The organism is Sorangium sp. So ce327 (genome assembly GCF_051530205.1).
Classification (GTDB): Bacteria; Myxococcota_A; Polyangia; order Polyangiales; family Polyangiaceae; genus Sorangium; species Sorangium cellulosum_B.
This window is the reverse complement of the sequence record NZ_CP150330.1, coordinates 3,864,363-3,886,165: the sequence shown is the minus strand read 5'-3', so window position 1 is coordinate 3,886,165 and position 21,803 is coordinate 3,864,363. Positions and strand designations below refer to the sequence as shown.

At 70.7% G+C, this 21,803-nt stretch carries 14 protein-coding genes; 4 read left to right on the top strand and 10 right to left on the bottom strand.

The window, feature by feature from the left end; genetic code table 11:
- Positions 1–81: 81 nt before the first annotated feature.
- The 4 genes from WME95_RS14740 to WME95_RS14725 all read right to left on the bottom strand — a co-directional run bounded on the left by WME95_RS14740 (position 82) and on the right by WME95_RS14725 (position 4,830).
- On the bottom strand, positions 82–780 hold the full coding sequence (locus WME95_RS14740; RefSeq protein WP_437909014.1) for a hypothetical protein: 699 nt from the start codon (positions 778–780) through the stop codon (positions 82–84).
- A 584-nt stretch (positions 781–1,364) separates the two neighbouring features.
- The gene (locus WME95_RS14735; RefSeq protein ID WP_437552454.1) at positions 1,365–1,844 is read right to left on the bottom strand and encodes a single-stranded DNA-binding protein; all 480 of its coding nucleotides are present in this window, start codon (positions 1,842–1,844) and stop codon (positions 1,365–1,367) included.
- 185 nt (positions 1,845–2,029) lie between these two features.
- A complete protein-coding gene (recA, locus tag WME95_RS14730) occupies positions 2,030–3,067 on the bottom strand; it encodes a recombinase RecA (RefSeq protein ID WP_437552452.1) in 1,038 nt (345 codons plus the stop codon).
- Positions 3,068–3,237: 170 nt separating this feature from the next.
- On the bottom strand, positions 3,238–4,830 hold the full coding sequence (locus WME95_RS14725) for a YifB family Mg chelatase-like AAA ATPase (protein WP_437909013.1): 1,593 nt from the start codon (positions 4,828–4,830) through the stop codon (positions 3,238–3,240).
- 204 nt (positions 4,831–5,034) lie between these two features.
- On the opposite strand from WME95_RS14725, the gene WME95_RS14720 reads away from it, so the two are divergent.
- Complete coding sequence (locus WME95_RS14720; protein WP_437909012.1) at positions 5,035–6,216, top strand: hypothetical protein; 1,182 nt, start codon at positions 5,035–5,037, stop codon at positions 6,214–6,216.
- Between the two features lie 134 nt (positions 6,217–6,350).
- On the opposite strand, the gene WME95_RS14715 is transcribed toward WME95_RS14720, so the two are convergent.
- The 5 genes from WME95_RS14715 to WME95_RS14695 all read right to left on the bottom strand — a co-directional run bounded on the left by WME95_RS14715 (position 6,351) and on the right by WME95_RS14695 (position 13,269).
- Entirely contained in the window at positions 6,351–8,810 is a 2,460-nt protein-coding gene (locus WME95_RS14715; protein ID WP_437909011.1) for a SpoIIE family protein phosphatase, read from the bottom strand.
- 16 nt (positions 8,811–8,826) lie between these two features.
- Positions 8,827–9,204 carry a hypothetical protein gene (locus WME95_RS14710; protein WP_437909010.1) on the bottom strand — a complete coding sequence of 126 codons (378 nt, stop codon included), beginning with the start codon at positions 9,202–9,204 and terminating at the stop codon, positions 8,827–8,829.
- Positions 9,205–9,639: 435 nt separating this feature from the next.
- Complete coding sequence (locus WME95_RS14705; protein WP_437909009.1) at positions 9,640–10,284, bottom strand: hypothetical protein; 645 nt, start codon at positions 10,282–10,284, stop codon at positions 9,640–9,642.
- The gene (locus WME95_RS14700) at positions 10,281–12,353 is read right to left on the bottom strand and encodes a hypothetical protein (protein WP_437909008.1); all 2,073 of its coding nucleotides are present in this window, start codon (positions 12,351–12,353) and stop codon (positions 10,281–10,283) included. Before WME95_RS14700 ends, WME95_RS14705 begins: the two co-directional genes overlap by 4 nt.
- Before the next feature lie 373 nt (positions 12,354–12,726).
- Positions 12,727–13,269 carry an SPW repeat domain-containing protein gene (locus WME95_RS14695; protein WP_437909007.1) on the bottom strand — a complete coding sequence of 181 codons (543 nt, stop codon included), beginning with the start codon at positions 13,267–13,269 and terminating at the stop codon, positions 12,727–12,729.
- Between the two features lie 177 nt (positions 13,270–13,446).
- Between WME95_RS14695 and WME95_RS14690 the strand changes: the two genes are divergently transcribed.
- The 3 genes from WME95_RS14690 (at position 13,447) to WME95_RS14680 (ending at position 19,803) form a co-directional block, all read left to right on the top strand.
- Positions 13,447–15,090, top strand: a complete 1,644-nt coding sequence (locus WME95_RS14690; protein WP_437909006.1) for a ribonuclease J — start codon at positions 13,447–13,449, stop codon at positions 15,088–15,090.
- A gap of 264 nt (positions 15,091–15,354) precedes the next feature.
- Positions 15,355–16,746 (top strand): sigma-70 family RNA polymerase sigma factor, encoded by a 1,392-nt coding sequence (locus WME95_RS14685; RefSeq protein WP_437909005.1) that lies wholly within the window; start codon positions 15,355–15,357, stop codon positions 16,744–16,746.
- A gap of 147 nt (positions 16,747–16,893) precedes the next feature.
- On the top strand, positions 16,894–19,803 hold the full coding sequence (locus tag WME95_RS14680; protein ID WP_437909004.1) for a type VI secretion system Vgr family protein: 2,910 nt from the start codon (positions 16,894–16,896) through the stop codon (positions 19,801–19,803).
- A gap of 23 nt (positions 19,804–19,826) precedes the next feature.
- On the opposite strand, the gene WME95_RS14675 is transcribed toward WME95_RS14680, so the two are convergent.
- On the bottom strand, positions 19,827–21,593 hold the full coding sequence (locus WME95_RS14675) for a hypothetical protein (protein WP_437909003.1): 1,767 nt from the start codon (positions 21,591–21,593) through the stop codon (positions 19,827–19,829).
- Positions 21,594–21,803 lie beyond the last annotated feature (210 nt).

Here is a 21,803-nt window from a genome sequence, read left to right as displayed (position 1 = left end):
AAGGGGGGAGAGGGCGATCCTGAGGGCGCGTGCCCTCAGGATCGCCCGGTGAACGCGCCGCTGCGCCGCGGCCGCGCCGGCTCAGGGGGTCGGAGCGGGCAGCGGGCAGGAGTTCAGCCTGCCGATCACATAGGGCCGCGCCCCGTTCCCCGTCGTCCAGTACACCGTGGCGCCCGAGGTGACGCTCCACGAGTGGCCGATCGGGTTCCCCGTGGCAGCATCGGCATAGAGGCGCATGTAGCCCGTCCCCGGCCCCGCGGTGAAGTTGGTGCACGTGCCCGTCCACCGGCTGTCCTTGTAGATGGTGCTGCACCCGTGGACCGAGGTGGTAGAGTCAGCGATCGGCAACGCCCACTGCGTTGTGGTCGCGTGGATCGGGTTCATGGGGGTCGTGAGCTGCACCGCCGGGCCCGTGACGATCACGGTGTGCCCGCCGTACGACGCCGTCTTGTTGAGGACGAGCACGTCGCCCGCAGCGATGCTGCTGACGCTCGTGACCAGCGAGACGAGGCTCGGAGTCTTGGTGAACTCGGAGTAGTACTTCTCCGAGCTCGGGCTCGTCGAACCCCAGTAATAGGAGATGTTGGCCGTGTCGTTCGCCGCGTCCACCACGGGGTCCGGGTCGGACCAGAACTCCTCTTTCTGAACGCTCGTGAAGAAGACGGCCCCGGTCGCCGCCGGGGTACCGGCAGCGATGAAGTCGAGCGCTCCGGCGGAGAGCAGGGAGCACGCGTCGGCCGGGGCAGAGCCGAGCGCGACGATAGAAGCAGCAGATACCATCAGAAAGCGAGCCGCATTGCTGAGCATGAAGTACCTCGGTTGACGGTTACCACGTTGCAGTTCCGCAGGCCGAGCAGATTCGGTTGAGGAGGTCGATCGTGTACAGCCAGAGAATCGCACCTGGTCGCGTCGAGCCTAGCATCCAGTGTTTACTTCCAAAGCACGGCATTCGTCAACACACTTCGAGCACGTTATCCATCGATTCAATCACTTTTCTGTGTTCATGTAGGACACGAGAGTTCTTCAGACGGCACTGCCGGATACTGTCCACCGCGTGATGGCGACCTGAAGTCATCGAATCGGTCGTCGTTTGCCTCGCGCGCCTCGCGCGCGTCGAGCCCTTCGCGAACGCTGGCGCGCAGCGTCAGCGTCCGTGAAGGGAGACATCGTGACGCGTCGGTCTGGAAGCTGGCCTCGGCGGAATCCAGCAGCACGCCAATCGCTGAGCGCTGGAGCTCGATGGGCCGCAGTGGCGACCGCAGGAGGGGAATGTCGCCGATCGGGTGAGACGAGGCATGCTGGGGACGCGGCGAGGCGGCTCGAGACAAGCCGCCTCGCCCTCGCGCCCGTCCGGACGGACCGCCTCAGTACGGCAGTTCATCCAGCGCAGGCACCTCCGGGGGTCGCCCCCGTGCGCCGTTCTTCCCGAGCCGCGCCGTGGTCGGCACGCCCGCCCCGGGCTGCGTCGGCTCGCCGTCGTCATCCGGACCCGGCGCGGGCTCCGTCAACGCGGCCCGCCGCCCCGCGAAGCGGAGATCCCGCGCGATCACCTCCGTGCGGTAGCGCTTGATCCCGTCCTTCTCGTAGCTCGACGTGCGCAGCCCACCCTCGATGAGCACGCCGTCCCCCTTCGTCAGCACCTTGGCCAGCGCCTCGGCGCGCGGCCCCCAGAACACGATGCTGTGCCACTCGGTGCGCTCCTTGGGCTCCTTGTTCCTGTCCACGAACGACTCGTTCGTCGCCATGCGCAGGTGAAGCACCGGGGTGCCGTTGCCCGTGTAGCGCAGCTCCGGATCCGCGCCGAGATTGCCCATGAGGATCACCTTGTTCAGTCCTTCGTTCATGACATGCTCCAGTTCGCTTCTGTGTTGTCGTCTGCTGTCGTTCTCTTGTCCGTGTCGTCTCTGCCGTCGCTCGCCATCCGCCGGCGCCCGCCGCCCTGCGCCTCTCGCGAGGCGCGGCGTCGTCGCGCGGCGAGAGCGGCCGCGCCGGCGGCGGCGAGCCGCCGGGCGCGCCGGCCGCCCCGAGATCAGCAATCCATCGCCGCGCTGCCGTTGCTGCCGTTGGCGCGCGCCGGCGCCGCCGCGTCGACGGCGGCGCGGAGCGACGAGGCGAGCGTCGGCTTGCCGAGCAGCGCCTCGCGGGCGCGCTCCCTCCCCTGCCCGATGTGCTCGCCCGCGAACGACAGGTGCGCGCCGCTCTTCTCCACGACCCCGAGCTGGCAGGCGAAGTCGATGAGATCCGCCGCGCCGTCGATGCCCGCTCCCCACCGGATGTCGAACTCGGCCTCTCTGAACGGAGGAGCCATCTTGTTCTTGACCACCTTGACGCGCGTCCTGCTTCCGATGGCCTCGTCGCTCACCTTCACCGGCCCCACCCGGCGCACGTCGAGCCGCACGCTCGCGTAGAACTTGAGCGCATTGCCGCCGGTCGTCACCTCGGGATTGCCGAAGACGACGCCGATCTTCTGCCGGAGCTGGTTGATGAAGATGAGCGTGGTGTCGGTGCGGTGGCATATGCCCGTGAGCTTCCGCAGCGCCTGGCTCATCAGCCGCGCCTGGAGGCCCATGTGCGAATCGCCCATGTCCCCCTCGATCTCGGCCTTGGGCGTGAGCGCAGCCACCGAGTCGACGACGATCACGTCGACGGCGCTCGAGCGCGCGAGCATCTCGACGATCTCGAGCGCCTGCTCGCCGTTGTCCGGCTGCGAGACGAGCAGCCTGTCGATGTCGACGCCGAGCGAGCGCGCATACGTGACGTCGAACGCGTGCTCGGCGTCGATGAACGCGGCGACGCCGCCCGCGCGCTGCGCCTCCCGCATCGCGTGCAGCGTGAGCGTGGTCTTCCCCGACGACTCCGGGCCATAGATCTCCACGATGCGCCCGCGCGGGTATCCCCCGATCCCCAGCGCCGCGTCGAGCGACAGGGATCCGGTCCGGATCAGGCCGATGTCCCGGGTCTGGTTCTCGTCGTTCAATGACATGATCGCGCCCTTCCCGAACTGCTTCTCGATGGTGCCTACGACGGTCTTCACGGTGCGGAGCTTCTCAGCGATCTCGGTCATCATCTCGGTCTCTCCTTTTCGACGTGCGTTCGTTGCTTGTTGCGGTTCAACCGTTGCGTGCTGAACGTGCGCGCCCCCGAGCGCGCGGACAGACGATGCAGCGCGGCCGTCGGGGCGGCCGCGATCGCGCCCGCATCGCTGCGGGCGCGGTGATCCTTGGCCCTGCGGCGAGCTCAGGCGCCCGCGGCGGTGGTGGCGGGCGCCGGCCCGCAGGCGGCCTCGCGGTCGAACAGCCGCGCGCCGATCGCCTCGGCCACGTGCGCTGCCCGCACGGCAGAGCTCCTGTCCATGTCGGCGAGCGTGCGGGCGACCCGCAGCACCTTGGTATACGCCCGCGCCGAGAGGCCGAGCCGCTCCACGGCCGACGCGAGCACGCGGGCGCCGGTCGCGTCCGGCATGGCGACGCGCGCGAGATCGCGCGGGCCGAGCTCGGCGTTGTGCGTCGCCGCGACCTCCCCCGCCTCGAAGCGCGCGCGCTGCGCGGCCCGGGCCTCGACCACGCGCGCCCGCACCGCCGCGGAGCTCTCCGGCGCGTCGAGCGACGAGCGGCCATCGGCGAGCGGCGCGCACAGGTGAGCGACATCGACGGGCGGCAAGGAGATGTGGAGATCGATGCGATCGAGCAGCGGCCCGCTCAGCCGCGCGCGGTAGGCGCGGACGCGATCGAGGGAACAGGCGCAGCGATTGCCGCGGTCGCCATGGAAGCCGCACGGACAGGGGTTGATGGCGGCCACCAGGATCGGACGCGCCGGGAACACGACGCGGGCGCGGGCGCGGCAAAGGGCGATCGTGCCCTCTTCGAGCGGCTCGCGGAGCGACTCGAGGACGCCGCGGCGGAACTCGAGCAGCTCGTCGAGGAACAGGCACCCATGGTGGGCCAGGGAGACCTCGCCGGGGCGGATGGGATCCCCCCCGCCGACGAGGCCCGCGGCGCTCACGGTATGATGCGGGGCGCGGAACGGGCGAATCGCGACGAGGCCCCTGTCCGGGGAGAGCAGCCCGGCGACGGAGTGGATCGCGGTGATATCAAGCGCCTCGTCGTAGGACATCGGCGGCAAGACCGTTGGCAGGCGCCGAGCAAGCATGGTCTTTCCGCTGCCTGGCGGGCCGACCATGATCAGGTTGTGTCCCCCGGAAGCGGCAATCTCGAGGGCGCGGCGCGCCCCGTGCTGGCCGCGGACCTCCGCGAGATCTGCGGCTGCAGCGCTCGGCTCCGCGTGGATCGAGGCCAGGGTCCCTGCGCCCGGGAGGGGCTTGTTGCCGCGGAGGTGCGCGACGACCTGGCCCAGGTGCTCCGCGATGAGGACGTCGATACCAGCCACGCTCGCCGCTTCGCGCGCGTTGCCCTGGGGCACGATCGCGCGCGTGACCCCCTGCGCCGCCGCGCCGCGCAGCGCGGGCAGGACGCCGCGCACGGGGCGCACCGCGCCGCTCAACGACAGTTCGCCGAGCAGGCCAATCCGGTCGAGCCCCTCGGCGGGCACCTTGCCGAGCGCCGCGAGCGCGGCGATCGCGATGGCGAGGTCGTACGCGCCACCGCTCTTCTTGAGATCTGCCGGGGCGAGGTTCACGGTGATCACATATTCGTCAAGCTCGATGCCCAGTTGCTGGAGCGCGGCGCGGACCCGCACGCGGCTCTCGCGTACGCTCGCCTCGGCCAGGCCCACCATCTGGAAGAACGACGGACCGCGGCCCGAGTCGACCTCCACCCGGATGGGGTGCGCGTCGAGCCCGAGCAGAGAGAACGTGAGCGCCGTGGCCTGCATGCCGGAGCCCTTTCGCGAAAGGCGTGCCAGGCGGAGAAGGCGGCGAACGCAGGGAATTTCGCGGCGGGAGGGGTGGCGAACGCGGCGGATGGGGTGGCGGCCGCCAGAGGGAGTCGCCGGAATCGAGAGGATCACCGGCAGGTGCCCGGGGAGCGAGCGTTGCCACGTCGACAGGCAAGGCAGTTGTCCGCAGTCCCTGTGCGTGTGGCCCCTGGCGCCCGCCGCGTCTCATTACACGCGCTCTGGCTAATTCATCACGAGCAGCAAGAATTGGTCGCTTCCACGTCGTCGGTCCGAGCGACGGCCCTGTCCGGCGGAGGATCGGATTCGCGACATCGCGGCTCGCCAACCTCGCTCCCTTCGAGTAGAGACAGGCGGATGCCGGGGACTCCGCACGAGGTGCTCGTCGTCGCGCTTCGGGATCGTCCAGCGCTGCTCGCCGATCTCTTCCACCAGCTCACCGGCTGCTCGCTCGGCGTGCCGGCCGAGGTGATCGATGCGACCGTGCGCTTCACCAAAGCCATCGAGGTTCGTCCGGATCTGCTCCTGCGCTCGCGACAGCGGGGCTGGCTGATGGTCGAGGTCCAGAATTCCATCGATGAGCGCAAGCGGAGGAGTTGGCCGCTTGCGGTCAGCGTGCTTGTCCATCAGGAGAAGGCAATGGGCGAGGTCCTCGTGATCACGGCCAGCCGCCGCGTGGCTTCCTGGGCGAAGCGGGTCGCGCACCTCCAGGGCGAGCTCGGCACGCGCTTCGAGCTGACGCCGCGGGTGCTGCTCCTGGCAGGCCGACGCGTCGAGGCGCTGCTCGATCCGATGCACCCGGAACTCGCGCTCTTCGCCGCGTGGGCCGTACACCACCGCCGCGGGCCGGCCGCGCGCAGGATCGTGATGCGCGCCCTGGAGCTGACCGAAAAGCACCTCGCCGACGAGCCGTTGCGGAACGCGCAGGCGCGTGCGATCCTCGCGGTGCTGAGCGACGCCATGCTGGCCGCGCTCAGGGAGATGGCCATGGATCCGAGCAAAGTCCCTGAAACCCCGGCGTCTCGACGTTTCCGGCTCTTCTTCGAGAAGCGTGGTCGGGCCGAGGGAAAGATCGAGGGCAAGATCGAGGGCAAGCAGGAGGCGCTGCTCGCCGTGCTCGAAGCGCGCGGCCTGTCACCGACGGCGGATGAGCAGGCTCACATCGATGCCTGCACGGCTCCTGCGGAGCTCGACCGATGGATCGCCCGCGCAGCGACGGCGGCGTCCCTGAGCGAGGTGTTCGCGCCGAAGCCGGCCAGCGTGCGGCGCCGATCCCCCGCCAAGACGCGCTCGCGCGCGCCGGACCACCGTGGACCGCGGGCACAGAACGCGACAAGGCCCCAGAAACCAGGGCGCTCGCGGTAACTGCGCGCGGCCTTGTCCTTCGCCCTCTCGCCAGCAGAAGCACCGGCGGTGCCCCACGCAGCGAGGAGCTCCACCGGCGCGACGGGTCCACCACGCAGCACAGCCCGGCCAGAGCGAGCGCCGCCCCGCCGCAGCTACTCGGGCGCGCGATACCTCGCCACCACGATCGTGATGTCGTCGTCCGGGCTCGGGCACCACCCCTCGACCGCATCGAGGATCCGGTCGCGAATCACGCCGACAGGCTCCGCCTGGACAGCCTCGATGACGGCGCAGAGCCGCTCCAGCCCGAACTGCTCGTGATGGGCGTTCCGCGCCTCGGTCACGCCATCGCTATAGAGCACGAGCACATCCCCATCCCCAAGGTAGAGCTCGGCATCCGGCGTCAGCGCCCCAATCTCGGGCAGCGCGCCGATCCAGACGCCTGAGCTCGGAATGCACCCGCAGCGCCGCGTCCGCGCCGAGCACACGACCAGGTCGTCGTGCGCGCCCGCGAACGTCACGCGCCCGTTGCGCTCGTACCGGAGCAAGAGGAGCGTCGCGTGCTCGTCGCGCTCCAGACGATCGCGGACGTTCTTGTAGATTGCCTTGTTGAGCGCCGTGATGACCTTCGCCGGGCTCGCGGCCGGGTCGTTGCACGTGAGCGCCGATACCATGCTCTGGATCATCAGCATGATGAGACCCGCCGCGAGCCCGTGCCCCGCGACGTCGCCGATCCCCAACCACCCGCCCCCGTTCGCCGGGATCACATCGTAGTAATCACCGCCGACCTCGGCCGCAGGCTTCATGACCGCGCAGAGGTCGAGCCCCTCGATAGAGAGCTGCTTCGGCACCAGCGTTGTCTGGATGCGCGCCGCGACCTGGCTCTCCTGACGGACCCGCTCCTGCTCCAGCCGCTCGCGCAGCTCCACCTCCCGGACGACCTGCCGGTGCAGCGCCGCGGCCTTGACCGCGGAGCCGAGCTGGAGGCGCAGCACCTCGTAGATCATCCCGCTGGCGCGGTGGTCGAGCACCGCGACGCCGAACCTCTCCTCGTCGCCGAACGCGACCGGAAGCACGATCCTGCTGATGCGCTCGTCGGCGTCCAGGAAGCCCGGGGGCGCGAGGAGGTGCGCCGGGAAGCTCACGGCCGGCACCTCCACCTCGTGGCCGTCCTCCATCACGAACAGCGGCTTCATGGTGGCGTGCTGAGCGTCGTCGTACAGTGACACCGCGACGTCCGAGAACCGCATCCTCGGCAGCTCCGACGCCAGCAACCCCTTGAGCACGGGCAAGCTCAAGCACGCGGAGAACCCCCGCGCGCCGTAGGTGACGTCGATCGCGGCGAGCTCCACGTTCAGCCGCTGCTCCCCCTCGACGTGCACACACTCGCTCCCGATCAGGATGCGCGCTGCGTGCCAGAGATGCTCCAGCGCCGCGTCGCCGCTCACGGGCGACCCCTGTACCCGCGAGCGCAAGAGCGATATCACCGCCTGGAACTCCTCGAGGAGCACGCCCTCGCGCCTCGCCCCGTCAAGGAGCGCCTGGAGCGCGCGCAGGAAGCTCCCCTCGTCGCCCGCGAGCTCCTCCTCGATCGCGGCGAGCAGGTCGCCCGCCCAGCCGTCGAGGGCGCCGCTCGGGATCGCCACGGTGCTCGCGAGCGCGCGCTCCAGCGACGCCCGCTGATCCGCGATGGCGCGCGGAAAGCCGCGCACCGAGGGGACCGGCTGCAGGAACGTGTCGCCCGCGCGGTACCCGCAGCCGCAGGACTCGCGCTGCGTGAGCTCGACCGGCGCGAGCTGCAAAGGCTCGACGGCCTCGCCGTCGATCATGCGGAGGACCGTGCTCACGGCCATCCCCCCGAGCCGCTCGATCGGCTGGCGGACCGTCGTCAACGACGGCTTCGTGAAGCGCGCGATGCCGACGTCATCGAACCCGCACACGAGGACGTCTTCCGGGATGCGGCGTCCCTCGGCCTTGAGCACCTCGATCGCCCCGAGCGCCATCCTGTCGTTGGCCGCCACCACGGCGTCGAACGCCACCCCGCGAGCCAGGAGCTCGCGCATCGCCGCGCGCCCCGTCGAGATCGTGAACCCACCGAACACGAGGAGGCGCTCGTCGCAAGGGAGCGCCCGCGCCGCAAGCGCCCTCCGGTACCCGCCGGCGCGCAGCGCGGCCTCCTCGCTGCTGCTCGGGCCGCCGATGTACGCGATGCGCCGGCACCCGTGCTCGTCCGCCATGTGCCCGACCGATATCTCGCTCCCGAGGGCGTTGTCGACCATCAGGCTCGGCACACCGTCGATCGCGGTCCCGATGCTGCACACCGGCAGCGGCGCGAAGGACCGGCAGAACGATCGCATGACCTCCATGCCGCCGTAAGGGGAGAGCGTCGACGAGGCGACGATGACGCCGTCGGCGGTCTCAGGGCCGATGAGGTGATAGAAGGTGCCCCGGTCGGCCACCTCCGGCCGGCGAGCCATGGCCGGGTCGCTGAACGCCGTCAGCAGGTTGACGTCGTGCGCCGCGGCGCCGCGCTCGACCCCGGCGCGCAGCTCGGACTGGTAGTCGCCAACGACATTGTCGATCAGAAACGCGAGCGTCCGACGCTTCCTCGTCATGGCCTCGGGCTCTCGATCATGCATCCGCGATCGAGACCAGCTCCGGGCATATGCGATCCAGGGGCTTCAGGCTCCGACGCTGCCATGTCCGCTTCGCGTCCGTGACGAACCGTATCCTGCATTTGAGGCCATGGCCCATCAGGCCGCAGATGAAGCCGACGAACGCCTTGAGGCAGCTCGAGCTCATGAAGCGCAGGTCGCGCACGTCGAACTCGACGGTGCTCACCGAGAGGCGCATCACCTCGCCCTCCAGCGCCTTGACGTACCTGCTGAGCGGCAGAGATGCCGCCATGTCCCCCGTGCCGGTGAGCTTGACGCTGAGGGTGTCGTCCCTCAAGGCTGGCTCGATCCCGAAGCTGTCGGTGACGACAGGATCCACGCTCAAGCAGCTCATCTCTTCTCCATCTCTCGGCCACGCGCGCGACGACCGCCGGATCGTTCCTCTGGATGCTGCAGCCGACGGCCGGTGCGATGGTCGATGCGAGCTCTCCACACTACGACGTAGTCGCGCCGGATCCAATCCCTTCCCGCAGGCCGCGCGGGTCGATCTCGGCACGCGCCACGCGCCACGCGCCACGCGCCACGCGCCACGCGCCACGCGCCACGCGTGAGTGCGGGTAGCAGGTGGGAGGCGCACAGGATGCGGCGTCGCGCGGTGAGCACCGCAACATTTCGCGAACAGGCTCTCGATGCAGAGCGCGCCCGCTCGATCGCGGCATCCCGGCTCGGAGCGCGGGATGCCTCCGAATTCATGTGGATGTCGTCCGGGCGCGTGGCGCCTCGCAGGGCAGGCGCCGTGCAGCGCGTCGACGGTCGCGCCGGCGCGGTTTCAGAGCGCGCTGACGAGCGGCCCGGCGTCGCCTTCGAGCCATTGCTCGGAGATCATGACGCTCGTCGTGAGCCCGGTCTGGAAGCGGTATCCTTGCTCGATCGAGAGGATCTCGATGACCCTCCTGTCGCCGATCCGGACGGGGAAGATCACCGAGACGCTCGACGGAAAGGAGCCGTCCTCGTCGGCCCTGTGCTCGCCGACCGAGACAGACTCGCCTCCGGCGCCGGCGCCGAGCGACCTCACGGCGACCACCGACGGAACGCTGCAATCGATCCGCAGCCACTCGCGCTGCCGGCGCGCCTTGCACGCGCCGCCCCTCGCGACGCGCGCGAGCGACACCTGCTCCGCGGCGTCCCACTCGGCCGCTGCCGGCCGCGCCGTCCGCTCGGGCAGCGGCGGCGTCGCCTCGAGCGCGCGCCTCGGCGGCGCCTCCGCGCCTCCTCCCGCGTCCGCCGGGCCTGCCGCGGCTCCCGCCTGCGGCCCGGCCGTCGCGCCCTCCGCCGGGGCGAGCACCGACTCCGCCGCCTGCGCCGGCGCGAGCACCGACTCCGCCGCCTGCGCCGGCGCGAGCACCGACTCCGCCGCCTGCGCCGGCGCGAGCGCGCCGAGCAGGACCATCCCGATCACCGCTCTCTTCTTCATAACGTCCTCAGGAAGGCGGCGAGCGCCGCCTTGTCGTTCCTCGACATGTGGCTGGTGCGACCCATCCGGTCCTGGTTCTCGTCGATGAGCTCTTCGAGCGTCTTCGCGGATCCATCGTGGTAATAGGGCGCCGTCCCGCCGACGAAGCGCAGCGAGGGCGTCTTGAACACCTGGCCCGCCTTCTCCTCCGCGAACCCGGGCCGCGCAGCGAACCCGGGCATCGGGTAGCCCATGCGGTCGGTGTGCTCCGTCTCGGGCACGTGGCAGCGAGCGCACTGCGCCGTGTCGCTCATGAAGAGGGCGCGGCCATGCTCCTCCTGCGGCGTGAGCTTCCGCGCCTCCCTGGGCGGCGGCACGAGGCCCGCGCGCAGGAACGCCGCCAGGTGGCGCGCCCTCAGGGCGAGCTCGCCGTTGCCTAGACCGCCGGGCCCCCACCGGTGAAGGCCGAACCCCTCGCGGAGGCGCTCCGCCAGGTTCTCGCTCTGGCCGTTCCAGCCATAAGGCCCCTCGGCCGACACGCGGCCCGCGAGCATGGGAGTCTGCCGGGGCACGCCGCCGCGCGGCTCCACGTCGACCGGCTGGTTCTCGGCGGATCCGAGGAAATTGACGCTCTCGCCGCCGATGTCCATCACGTGGGCCTCGTGCCACACATGGCCGTCGTCGCGCCCGTCCGGGTGGCAGCCAGCGCACCCGAGGCCGCCGCTCGTGCCCCAGTCCACCGCGTTGTAGAAGAGCTTCCGGCCAAGGGCGGCCTGCTGCGGGACCGGCGCGTCGGCCAGCGCGATGTACGGCACGGGGCTCAGCTCGAACGGAGCGTCGTCGCGGTGCTCGTCGAGGCGGACGATCGCGAGGGCGTCCGTGGAACGGCAAACCACCCACGCCATGGACTCGTCCGCGGACAGCGCGACGCCGCTGGGCGCGCCGCACAGGGTCGCCACGTAGATGTCGGGGCCCGCATGGCGGCCGAGATCGTAGGTGCGGAGCGGCCGGAGCGCCGGATCGACCGCGAGCGCGTCGAGCTCCACCAAGGTGTCGGTGCCCTCGCTGGCGACGAGCAGCGTGCGGGTGCTCTTCCGGTACACGAGCGCGCGCGGCTGGACGAACGGGGCGAGCGAGGTGTTGGGGAGCTCCAGCTCCGCGTCGTCGAACGCGGCATCGTCGAGCGCGCTCGCCCGCCATAGCGGCGCGCCCTGGCGGCGCCGAGGCGCGAGGGGCGCCTCGTCGCTCGTCATGAGGACGTCGACCGTGGAGGCGCCGAACCACGCCTGTTCACCGAGCGCGCCGAGCGCGTGGCGCGCGACGAAGAGGCGGCGGCCATCCGGCGAGAGCGCTGCCGCGTAGCCGAGCGACGCGGAGAGCGACTTGCCATGAGGAGCCCGGAAAGGCGACGGAGAGAGGGCGACCGGCCGGGCCTCGGGAGCGCCACCCAGCGCGATCCGGGTGAGCGAGGCGGACGTGAGGTGCGTGACGTACGCGGCCGCGCCATCCTCGCGGATCACGACGCCGCGGGGCTCGCGCGGGACATCGATGGCCCATGTCGCCGTCGCGGTCGCGAGGTCCACCGCGGAGACCTTGCCCGCCCATGCGCTGGTGACGAGCGCCGTGCGCTCATCGGGCGTGATCGCGAGCCCCCAGGCGTCGGCCGGCAAGGGCACGCGCGCCGCTTCCACGAGCCCCACCGCCGGATCGGGCCGCAGGATAAGGAGGAGCCCGGGATCGCGGATCGTGACGAGCACGCGGTCCGCGAGCGCGAGCACCTGCGCCGGCCGCCCCGGCATGGCGATCTCGACAGGCGGCGTGCTCACGTCGACGGGAAGCGGGATGCGCCGGAGGACGGCGTGGTCCTCGTCGGCCAGATAGAGCGCGTCGTCTTGCGGCGCGCGCGCGAGCGCGCTGCCGACCCGCGTGACGGCCTTGAGCTTCTGCGGCGGCGGAGAGGCCGGCGGAGCCGGCGCCGCCGCCCCGGCGACTTCGGCGCTGCGCTCGACGGCCGGCGCCTCTCTGGAAGGGCGCGAGCAAGCCGCGGCGAGGAGCGCGGCCAGGAGGAGGGTTGATGGTCGGTGCTTCATCGGTCGCCCGAGCCAACGACGGCGCCTGGCATGCGTATTCCTCGGCACCGTCGGTCCCGGTCCTCCGCGCCTCGGCCCCCTGCGCGGGAAGCGTCGCGGCGCCTGCGACAGCCCTCCTCTCGCTTCTTGGCGACCTTGGCGCCATGGCGGTTTCTCTGCTGATCCGGGGCAACTTCCAGCAGTAAAGCAAGAGAACCTCTCCGCCTCGCTGCGACGGTATATCTGTGTGTGACGTTCGCTGTGGCACGGTCATCGCGCGCCCCGTTGCCTGGATACGGCGGCTCCCGTGGAGCCTTGGGGAGCGTTGGTGGGACCGAGGGTGGGGCGACTCGGCACATGGGAAGGTGCCGGCGCTGGCCGGCTGCGCGCGCGGCTACGCCCGCCTCGGCCGGCGCCCGGCGCCCCTCACCGCGCGATAATCGGTGAGGAGCGACCCCAGGATGGTGACCGCCCCCGCGGCGACGTGGATCACCGCGGCGAGCGGGTCGCGCTTCGCGTAGCCGAGCGCGAACGGCGCCGCGATCGCCGACACGCCGAAGGCATGGTCGATGACCTCGTGCGCCTCGATCGGGATCCGCTTTGACAGGCTCAGCCGGTAGTCGGTGAGCAGGGATACGAAAATGACCGACGCGCCGAGCGCGACGCCCGCGATCCTCGCGGCCTTCGTCCGCGCGGAGAGCCCGGCCAGAGCGACGATGAGCCCGTTCGAGTAATCGAGGGCGGAGTGCACGTCCTCGGGGACGATCCGCGCGAGGGGCGCGGCGCCGAGGAGCGGCCTCGAGGGGATCGTCGTCGTCCGCGGCGCCCCCCGCGCGCTCGGGGCGAGCGAGGCGAGCTCCGCAGTCGGTACGTCGTCCGGCGGCAGGTAGGTCGTCGGCAGCTCGGATGCGCCCAGCGAAACGTCGGATTGTGCCATGAGGTCCTCCCGCCCTGCGCAGAGGCAATCCACAGACCGGGGACAGGCCTCCTGCGCGGCGCGGGGCCCAGCTCTCTTGAGCTCGCCCCCCCCCGCGCCCCGCGCAGGTCGGTCCGCGCGCGCGGCGCGTCCCACGGAGGCCTCTGTTCGTTCGATCCGCGATGCTAGGCTGCGCCCATGGGAGTCCGGATTATTCCTCTCGGCGGCCTCGGCGAGGTCGGGATGAACGCGATGCTGCTCGAGGAGGAAGGCCGCCGCGTGCTCGTCGACTGCGGCGTCATGTTCCCCAACGATCAGGTGCTCGGCGTCGAGGTCGCGATCCCCGACCTCAGCTACGTCCGCGAGGCGGGCGGGGTCGACGCGGTGCTGCTCACGCACGGCCACGAGGATCACATCGGCGGGCTGCCGTCGCTGCTGCGCGAGTTCCCCGTCCCCGTGTACGGGACGCGCTTCACGCTCCGGCTGGTGCGCGAGCGCCTCGCCGAGCACGGCATCGACGTGCCGCTCCGCGAGGTCGAGCCGCAACAGCACTTCGCGGCGGGCCCGTTCCGCGCCGAGCCCCTCCGCGTGACCCACTCCATCCCCGACGCGGTCGGCTACGCCATCGAGACGGGCGAGGGGATCCTCATCCACACGGGCGATTACAAGATCGATCTCACCCCCGTGGCCGGCGAGCGGCTCGATCTCGGCCGCTTCGCCGAGTACGGCCGCGCCGGCGTGGCGGCGCTCCTCTCGGACTCCACCAACTCGGAGCGCGACGGCTGGTCGGTCAGCGAAACGGCGGTGGCCGAGGGGTTCACCCGGCGGTTTCGCGAGGCGAAGGGGCGCATCCTCGTCGCGCTGTTCGCCTCCAACGTCCACCGGGTCCAGAGCGTCCTCGACCTCGCCGCCCAGCTCGGCCGCAAGGTGGTGCTCGCCGGGCGCAGCCTCGCGACCAACACGCGGATCGCCCAGGAGATCGGCATCCTGAGCGTCCCGCCCGGCGTGCTCGTCGACGACGCCACGGCGGCCTCGCTCCCGCCCGAGCGCCTCGTCGTGCTCGCTTCGGGCGCGCAGGGCGAGCCGAACAGCGCCCTCGCGCGCATGGCCATGGGCGACCACCACCGGCTGCGGGTCGATCCGGGCGACACGGTGATCTTCTCTTCCCGCGCGATCCCCGGCAACGAGATCGCCGTCAGCCAGCTCGCCAACCGCCTGGCGAAGCGCGGCGCGGTGGTGCTCGATCGCGGCCTCGATCCCATCCACGCGAGCGGCCACGCGCAGGCCGAGGAGCAGAAGGTCCTCCTCGACGCCGTCCGGCCGGAGCACTTCGTCCCCATCCACGGCGAGTACCGGATGCTGCTCGCCCACGCGCGCACGGCGCTCCGGATGGGCGTGCCGGCGTCGGGGGTCTTCGTCGTCGAGGACGGCGACTCGCTGATCCTCGAGAACGGCCGGATGCGCCTCGGCGAGACGGTGAAGAGCGGGCGGGTGTGGCTCGACGCGCGCGGCGGGCTCGACGTCTCCGAGCTGGTGCTCCGCGAGCGCGAGCAGATCTCGGATCAGGGGCTCGTGATGGTCCTCGTGGTGGCCGACCGCAAGACGGGCGAGATCTTGCGCGGCCCCGATCTCCTCGGGCGCGGCGTGGCGCACTTCGAGGAGGGCGGCCCGCTGTACGCCGCCGCGCTCGACAGCGCGCGCGACGCGCTCGCGGCGCTGTCCCCCGCGGCGCGCACGCTGGCGCCGGCGCTGGAGGACGCGCTCAGCCGCGGCGTGCGGCGGGTGTTCCGGCGCGAGGCCTCGCGGCGCCCCGCCGTGCTCCCGCTGGCCGTGTTGCTGTGAGGTCCGGCGCCTCTCGGTCAGGCGGGCCAGGCGAACCGGACGGCCCGCGCGGCCCAGGCGCCTGGCCGCGGTGACAGGCGATCTGGAGTGAGCGCGGCTGTCGCCGGCGCTGGATCACGCGGACCGGCGGAGCCCCTTTGTTCTGTCGCCGCATGACCGGAGTCGCTTCATGGTCCATCCTGGGGGGTTGCCCTCAGGCCGCGTGTCCCGGCGAGCGCCCGAGCCGATCACCGCGCGACGCGGCATCATGGTGGAGCAGGCGAGATGAACGAGAGTCCCACGAGCTCGCGCCTTCTGGGCGAGGCGGAGACGACGATCATGGAGGGAAGGGACGCTGTCGCCGAGACGCGGGCCGAGGAGCCGATCGGCGCCGACACCCGCCCTCCCCCGTCGTCGCGGCGGGCGGCGCCCGCCAGCCGGCGGGCCGCGCCGTCGGCGCGGCCGAGCGAGGACGTCGCCGCGGTCTATCTCCAGGAGATCTCGGCAAGCGCGCCGCTGAGCCGCGAGCTCGAGGTGGAGCTCGGCCGTCGTATCGAGTCGGCGGAGCGCGCGATGATCGAGGCCTGGGTCGCGTCGCCCGTCGCGCTGCGGGCGCTCGCGGCGCTGGCGGACGATGTGCGGGCGGGGCGGGTGGACATGAGCGATCTGCTGCTGAACGCGGACGCCGAGGACGCGCCGAGCGACGCGACGTCCGTGAGGATGGCGCGGCTGCTCGGGCTCGCGCGGTCCCTGGCGGAGGCCGGGCGGACGGAGGCGAGCGGGCAGCGAGCGCGCGCCGCGCTCTCGGCCGGGCTCTCCGACGTGCGCCTGGGCCCCCTGGTGGAGGCGCGGATCGAGGGCGCGCTGAGCGCGGCGATCCCCGCGGTCGACAGGCTCGGGCGCCAGGCGATCGACGGTACCCTCTCGGCGATGCGCGCAGCTCGCCGGGCGGCGGCCGAGGCGAGGGCCGAGATGGTCCGCGCGAACCTGCGGCTCGTGGCGGCGGCGGCCCGGCAGCTCCGGCACCGGGGCGTGCCGCTGCTCGACCTCATCCAGGAGGGCAATCTCGGGCTGATCCGCGCGGCGGAGAAGTTCGATTACCGGCGCGGCTATCGGTTCAGCACGTACGCGATGTGGTGGATCAAGCAGGCGCTCTCTCGCGCGCTGCTCTATCAGGGCCAGGTCATCCGGGTGCCTGTCCACATCGCCGAGACCCGGCGCCGGGCGCTGCAGGCGCGGCGGGAGCTCGAGCAGGAGCACGCGCGCGAGGCGGCGCCGGAGGAGGTCGCCGAGCGGAGCGGGCTGTCGATGGAGAAGCTCCAGACGCTGCGGGAGATGGCGCTGCCGCCGGTGTACCTCGACGCTCCGGTGGGGGACGACGACGGCGCGCGCCAGGGTGACTTCTTCGCGAGCGAGGGCGCCGCGCCGGACGAGCTCCTGGTCCACCGCCGCCTGCACGCGCAGGTCTCTGCGCTGCTCGAGTCGCTGACGCCGCGCGAGCGCGACGTGCTGCGGCTCCGGTTCGGCCTCGACGGCGGGCAGCCGCACACGCTCGCCGAGATCGGGGGCATGTTCTCGGTGAGCCGCGAGCGCGTCCGGCAGATCGAGGAGAGCGCGCTGAGCAAGCTGCGCACGCTGTCGCGGAGGCAGGCGCTGGAGACGCCGCTCGGGGGTTGAGGGGCACGGCGAGGCGGCTGACCTGGGCAGCCGTCGCGCCGCGATGGGCGGACGCGGCGATGTCGCGGCGGCCCTCCGCCGCACGGGCCGCTTGCGCGACAGCGCACTTGCGGGCGATGGTAACGTCTCTTCACCCGAGGGACGCTCATGAAGGACATCCTCTCTGCCCGCCTGGAATCACCTGCCTTCTCCGCGGATGCCGTCGAGCTCCACGAGCTCACCGGGCGCGAGGTCGTCTCGCAACCCTTCGAGTTCCAGCTCCACGTCGTCTGCAAGACGCCCGAGGGCCTCGACGAGGAGGCGCTCCTCGCCGAGCCCGCCGCGCTCGTGTTCCTCCGCGGCGATCGCGAGGAGCGGCGCCTCTTCGGCGTGATCTCCGTCGTGCGCGACGCGCTCCACACCGAGACGCTGCACATGGCCTACACCCTCACCTTCGTCCCGCGCGCCTTCCGGATGACGCTCACCGAGACCTCGGAGATCTTCATGGATCTCACCGTCCCGGAGGTCATCAAGACCAAGCTCCAGCGCGCCGGACTCCAGGAGGGCGACGACTTCGAGCTCCGCCTCGTCTCCGACTATCCACCGCGCGAGTACATCGTGCAGTACAAGGAGACGGACCTCCACTTCGTCTCACGCCTCGCGGAGCACCTCGGCATCTCCTTCTTCTTCGAGCACCGCGACGGCCGTGACGTCATCGTCTTCTCCGACGCCAACAGCGGCTTTCAGCCCATCGCCGGCGGCGGCCGCGCCCACTTCTACCCGCGCGGCGATCAGCTCGGCGTCTACCGCCTCGAGGGCACGACACGCACCATCCCGAGCCGCTACGTCGTCAAGGACTACAATTACCGGACACCCCATGTGCCTTTGATGGCGGCAGCGACGGTCTCGGCCGCGTCCGGCGGCGACATCGTCGAGTACGGCGCCCACTTCAAGACCCCCGACGAGGCCGAGCGCATCGCCGCGATCCGCGCCGAGGAGCTGCGCGCGGGCCGCAAGGTCTTCGACGGCGCCAGCGACGTCCAGGCCCTCGCCGCCGGCGCTCGCCTCACCCTCGAGGGACACCCCCGCGGCGACGTCGAGCTCCTGCTCGTCGAGGTCCGCCACCGCCTCCAGCAGGCCACCCTCAACGCCGGCACCGGCAACGAGCGCGCTTATGCCAACGAGTTCAGGGCCATCCCCTTCTCCACCGCCTACCGCCCGCCGCGCCTCACCCCGAAGCCCAGGGTCCACGGCGTCATCACCGGCGTCATCGACGCCGCTGCCAAGGGCCAGTACGCCGAGGTCGACGAGACCGGCCGCTACCGCGTCCGCTTCCTCTTCGACACCAGCGCCGCCGACGACGGCAAGGCCTCGCGCCTCATCCGCATGGCACAGCCCCACGCCGGCGCCGGCTACGGCTTCCACTTCCCCCTGCGCAGCGGCGTCGAGGTCATCCTTACCTTCATCGACGGCGACCCCGACAGGCCCATCATCGCAGGCGCCGTCCCCAACCCCCACACGCCCAGCACCGTCGACGCAAAGAACGCCCGCAGGAACGTCATCCGCACCGGCGGCGGAAACGAGATCAACATCGACGACAACGAGGGCGAGGAGCGCATCAAGCTCTCGACACCCTACGGCGGCGCCACCTTTCAGCTCGGCTCTCCGAACACCCCCGAGGCTGGCGCTGCGATCACCACGAAGGAGGCCTACACGGCCGTCGCCAACGCAGGCGTGAGCACGCTCACATCCGTGAGCACGGTGATGTCCGACGTCGCCTCCGTCCTGGCTTCCGGAAATATCGTCAATCACGCTGGAGCGGCGAGCGTCATGGCGGCGCTCAAGGACGGGAAGGGGCAGAAGCTGCTGGACGGCGTGCTCGGCGTCGCCAAGGGCGTCGTGGACGCCAACACGAAATGGCACGGCCTTCAGCATGCAAAGCTCGACGAGGAAGCCGTGAAAGCGCAGGCGCGCGTCGACGCGCTCGAACGCTCGGTGATTAGCAGGATGCAAACCATCGACTTCATGACGCGCCCCGAGGGTGAAGACGCGAAGGGCGCGAGCCGGCCGACCACGCGCCAGGAGTGGGATGCCAGCCATCCCGAGGACGTCCAGAGGATCGCAAAGGCGACGGAAGACGCGAAGGCCGCGAAGGCCCTGGCCGACTCGTACAAGACGCTGAACGCGGAGAGCGACGACGCGGTGACCTGGCGAACCGCCGGGGATTCGCTCGAGAGGGCAAAGGCGGGAAGTGGGCTATTAAATGCCACGCGTGACCTCATCAGCTCCACCACGAAGATCGCCCAACGAAACACGGATCATGCCAGCGTCGCGGGCGCGAAAGGCATGGCTCTCCTGGCCAACGGCTTCGCATCGGCGGGCCGGATCCCATCTCCTGTCCCCGCACCTGGAACCCCGATCAACTTGAATTCTTCCATGGTGACATCCGCCATCACGGGGCTCACGAGCGCCTATGTGCTCGGCGGCGCCAACGCGACAATGTCAGCTAATGGGCAAGCTATCGTTGCAGGCGGGGCGGCCGCGGCACTGAAGTCCGGCGGCGCCGTCGAGATCGCAGGCAGGGCCAGAGCCCTGGTCACATCCGATGCGCTCGTGGACCTGATGTCGCTCGGTCTCTTAAAGCTCAAGAGCAGCCACGCGATCACAATCGACAGCGACAATGTCGTGCACATAGAGTCGGGCACAAGGCTCGACATGAAGACTGGTAGCTCGCTCGAGATGAGAGCCACAGGGCCGCTCGTCGCCGAGTCGAGCGGCGCCGTCAACATCAAGTCCAAAGGTGCGACGAGCATCAAGAGCGCAGGCAAACTCGAGATAGAAGGAAGCTCCGCGCTCGTCAAGGGGGGGCAATGGAGCCTGAGCGCAGATGACGCCACCGTCACCGTTGGGAACAAAGATTGCCGCTTGGCGGTCACAGGGAGCCAGGCGCGCCTCATCAAGGGAGGATCCATGTGCAGCGTAACGAGCAGCACTATCGAGCTGTTTGCCGGATCGGCGAAGGTCACCGTCGGAAAGGGCGCATTCAAGGTCAGAGCAGGCCGCATCGATCTTGGATAGAGCCAAACCGATTTTTCCGGCATTCAACTGCAATTCTCATACGCAAAGAACGCAAGAATCAGTAAAATCGTGAGCACCCATGAGATCTTGTTAATGAAGCTCTTGCTCGCCTTCTCCCGCCTCGTCAGCTCCCCGTGAACTCGCAGCAAATCCTCCTGGCAGGCATTGGCCCGCACGTTTGCCATCTCCATGACGTTCTCAACGTGCTGCTGGAAGACCTCGTCCATGCTCGGGTTCTTCGGCCTGGGCTCCTTCTCGCTGGCGAAGAGGAGCTTGCCCCTCGGGTCGAACTTCCAGGCGAGCCCCTCCTTGCCGAACAGCCAGAACGACCCGTCTGGACATACCGCGATGCTCATGTCCGCGCGCGGCAGGGCGTCGCGCTCCACGTGCAGAATCACGCTCTCGTTGCCCGTTGCGCCGACCCGCACGAGTCGATCGCCGCGGATGACATAAGCATTCCCGTCACGATCGGCGCCTAGCGCACCACGCTGCCGATCCGCGGAGCCGCCGCCGATCTCGACGCAGTATACCTTGCGCCCGCCTCGTTCGAAGCGAGCGAGCAGGTTCCCGTCGAGCAGGTAGAGCGAACCATCCGGACCGGAATGTATAGACGTGCTCGCCATGGACGAAAGCGTCACCGGATGATCGGCGAGCGACGTCAAGCTCCAGTAGGAATCCTCACCCGTGTCGCTCCGTGTGGCGCCGTTGGTCCACACGGGCATCGCCGCTCCGTCCGCCCCGATCCGCTGGAGCTTGCCATCCTTGTGGAGCAGCAGCGAGCCGTCGTGATCGCAGGTCAGGCAGCCCTGCTCGGCCAGACTCAGCTCGATGCTCGGCGCCACGGCGCCTGCGCTGTCGAGGGGTGCGCCCGTCGCCGACGAGAGCCGGAGCGGCACCCCTCCGGCGTCAATCACGAGGAGCGTGTCCTTCGCGCATCCCAGGAAGCGCACCTCCTCCGATCGATCGCGCTGGAGCCAACGGATGCCCAGCGAGGGATCCATGGACCACAGGACCCTGTCGATCTTGTGTTGCGTTCTGCCGGCTTGATCGAGGTACCAGCGCGACTGCGTGGCTGCGCAGTAGAGGTTCCCGTCCGCGTCGACGGCCGCCTCCGGCAGCCCTTCCCAGTCGAACAGCCCCGCGGCGACGGCCTGCGCGGCGGGGGTGCGCACGACGACGGACGGCGCGAAGCAGAGATACCAGTGCGCCACCACCCGCCTTCGCCCCCGGTACACGAACTCATCCGGGACGTGGACGCTCGCGCTGCAGAAGCGGCACACACACGCTCGGCTCACCCCGTCGAAGGCGACCGGCGAGCCGCACTGCGGGCACGGAAACGTCGCCGGCTCCGCCTGGGGCGCAGGGGCTCCTGCGAGCCGGTCCGGCTCCTCGCCGACCAGGTGCGTGATGTCAGGGAGCGCTCCGGCCAGCTCCGGCGGCACCCGCCGGACCCAGGTCTGCACCGCACAGCGATCGCAACGGAGCATCGCTTGATCCACCACCGCCTGGATGCTCGATACGGGGATCGCCTTCTCGCATCCCTGGCACGCGGGCGCGCGCCGGATGTAGGCGGCCGACAGCTTGCCAGCCGCGCTGCGACGCACCTCGTTCGGGAGCAATCTTGGGCCGTTGTAGAGCGGATCACGGAGCAACGCTTGCCAGAGATCGACACCGAGCGCCGCCGGCCTCCCGCAGCTCGGGCAGCCCACCTCGCGAGCCAGCGTGTTGACCGGCATCGGCATCCTGCACGTGCCGCACACCATCTCGCTCTTGACCGCCACGCTGATCATCCCTCTCCGCTCCTCTCCCCTCCCCCGCTCCCAGCCAACGCCCCCGGCACCCCCGGCGAGCTCACGCCCAGCCCGCACGCTACCTCAGCGACACAGGCCGCGCGATGGCCTAGCCTCGCCGCGACCATGTCCGCCGAGCGCAACGACGGCTCCGCCGCGGCCGCAGCCGAGCTCCGGCAAAAGAGCCAGCGCGGCGAGCTCGCCGGCAGC

What these genes read in the sequence shown, in the direction of transcription:
- WME95_RS14740 (WP_437909014.1), bottom strand. Translation starts at nt 780, where the DNA reads ATGGTATCTGCTGCTTCTATCGTCGCGCTCGGCTCTGCCCCGGCCGAC.
- WME95_RS14735 (WP_437552454.1), bottom strand. Translation starts at nt 1,844, where the DNA reads ATGAACGAAGGACTGAACAAGGTGATCCTCATGGGCAATCTCGGCGCG.
- recA (WP_437552452.1), bottom strand. Translation starts at nt 3,067, where the DNA reads ATGATGACCGAGATCGCTGAGAAGCTCCGCACCGTGAAGACCGTCGTA.
- WME95_RS14725 (WP_437909013.1), bottom strand. Translation starts at nt 4,830, where the DNA reads ATGCAGGCCACGGCGCTCACGTTCTCTCTGCTCGGGCTCGACGCGCAC.
- WME95_RS14715 (WP_437909011.1), bottom strand. Translation starts at nt 8,810, where the DNA reads ATGACGAGGAAGCGTCGGACGCTCGCGTTTCTGATCGACAATGTCGTT.
- WME95_RS14710 (WP_437909010.1), bottom strand. Translation starts at nt 9,204, where the DNA reads ATGAGCTGCTTGAGCGTGGATCCTGTCGTCACCGACAGCTTCGGGATC.
- WME95_RS14705 (WP_437909009.1), bottom strand. Translation starts at nt 10,284, where the DNA reads ATGAAGAAGAGAGCGGTGATCGGGATGGTCCTGCTCGGCGCGCTCGCG.
- WME95_RS14700 (WP_437909008.1), bottom strand. Translation starts at nt 12,353, where the DNA reads ATGAAGCACCGACCATCAACCCTCCTCCTGGCCGCGCTCCTCGCCGCG.
- WME95_RS14695 (WP_437909007.1), bottom strand. Translation starts at nt 13,269, where the DNA reads ATGGCACAATCCGACGTTTCGCTGGGCGCATCCGAGCTGCCGACGACC.
- WME95_RS14690 (WP_437909006.1), top strand. Translation starts at nt 13,447, where the DNA reads ATGGGAGTCCGGATTATTCCTCTCGGCGGCCTCGGCGAGGTCGGGATG.
- WME95_RS14685 (WP_437909005.1), top strand. Translation starts at nt 15,355, where the DNA reads ATGAACGAGAGTCCCACGAGCTCGCGCCTTCTGGGCGAGGCGGAGACG.
- WME95_RS14680 (WP_437909004.1), top strand. Translation starts at nt 16,894, where the DNA reads ATGAAGGACATCCTCTCTGCCCGCCTGGAATCACCTGCCTTCTCCGCG.
- WME95_RS14675 (WP_437909003.1), bottom strand. Translation starts at nt 21,593, where the DNA reads ATGATCAGCGTGGCGGTCAAGAGCGAGATGGTGTGCGGCACGTGCAGG.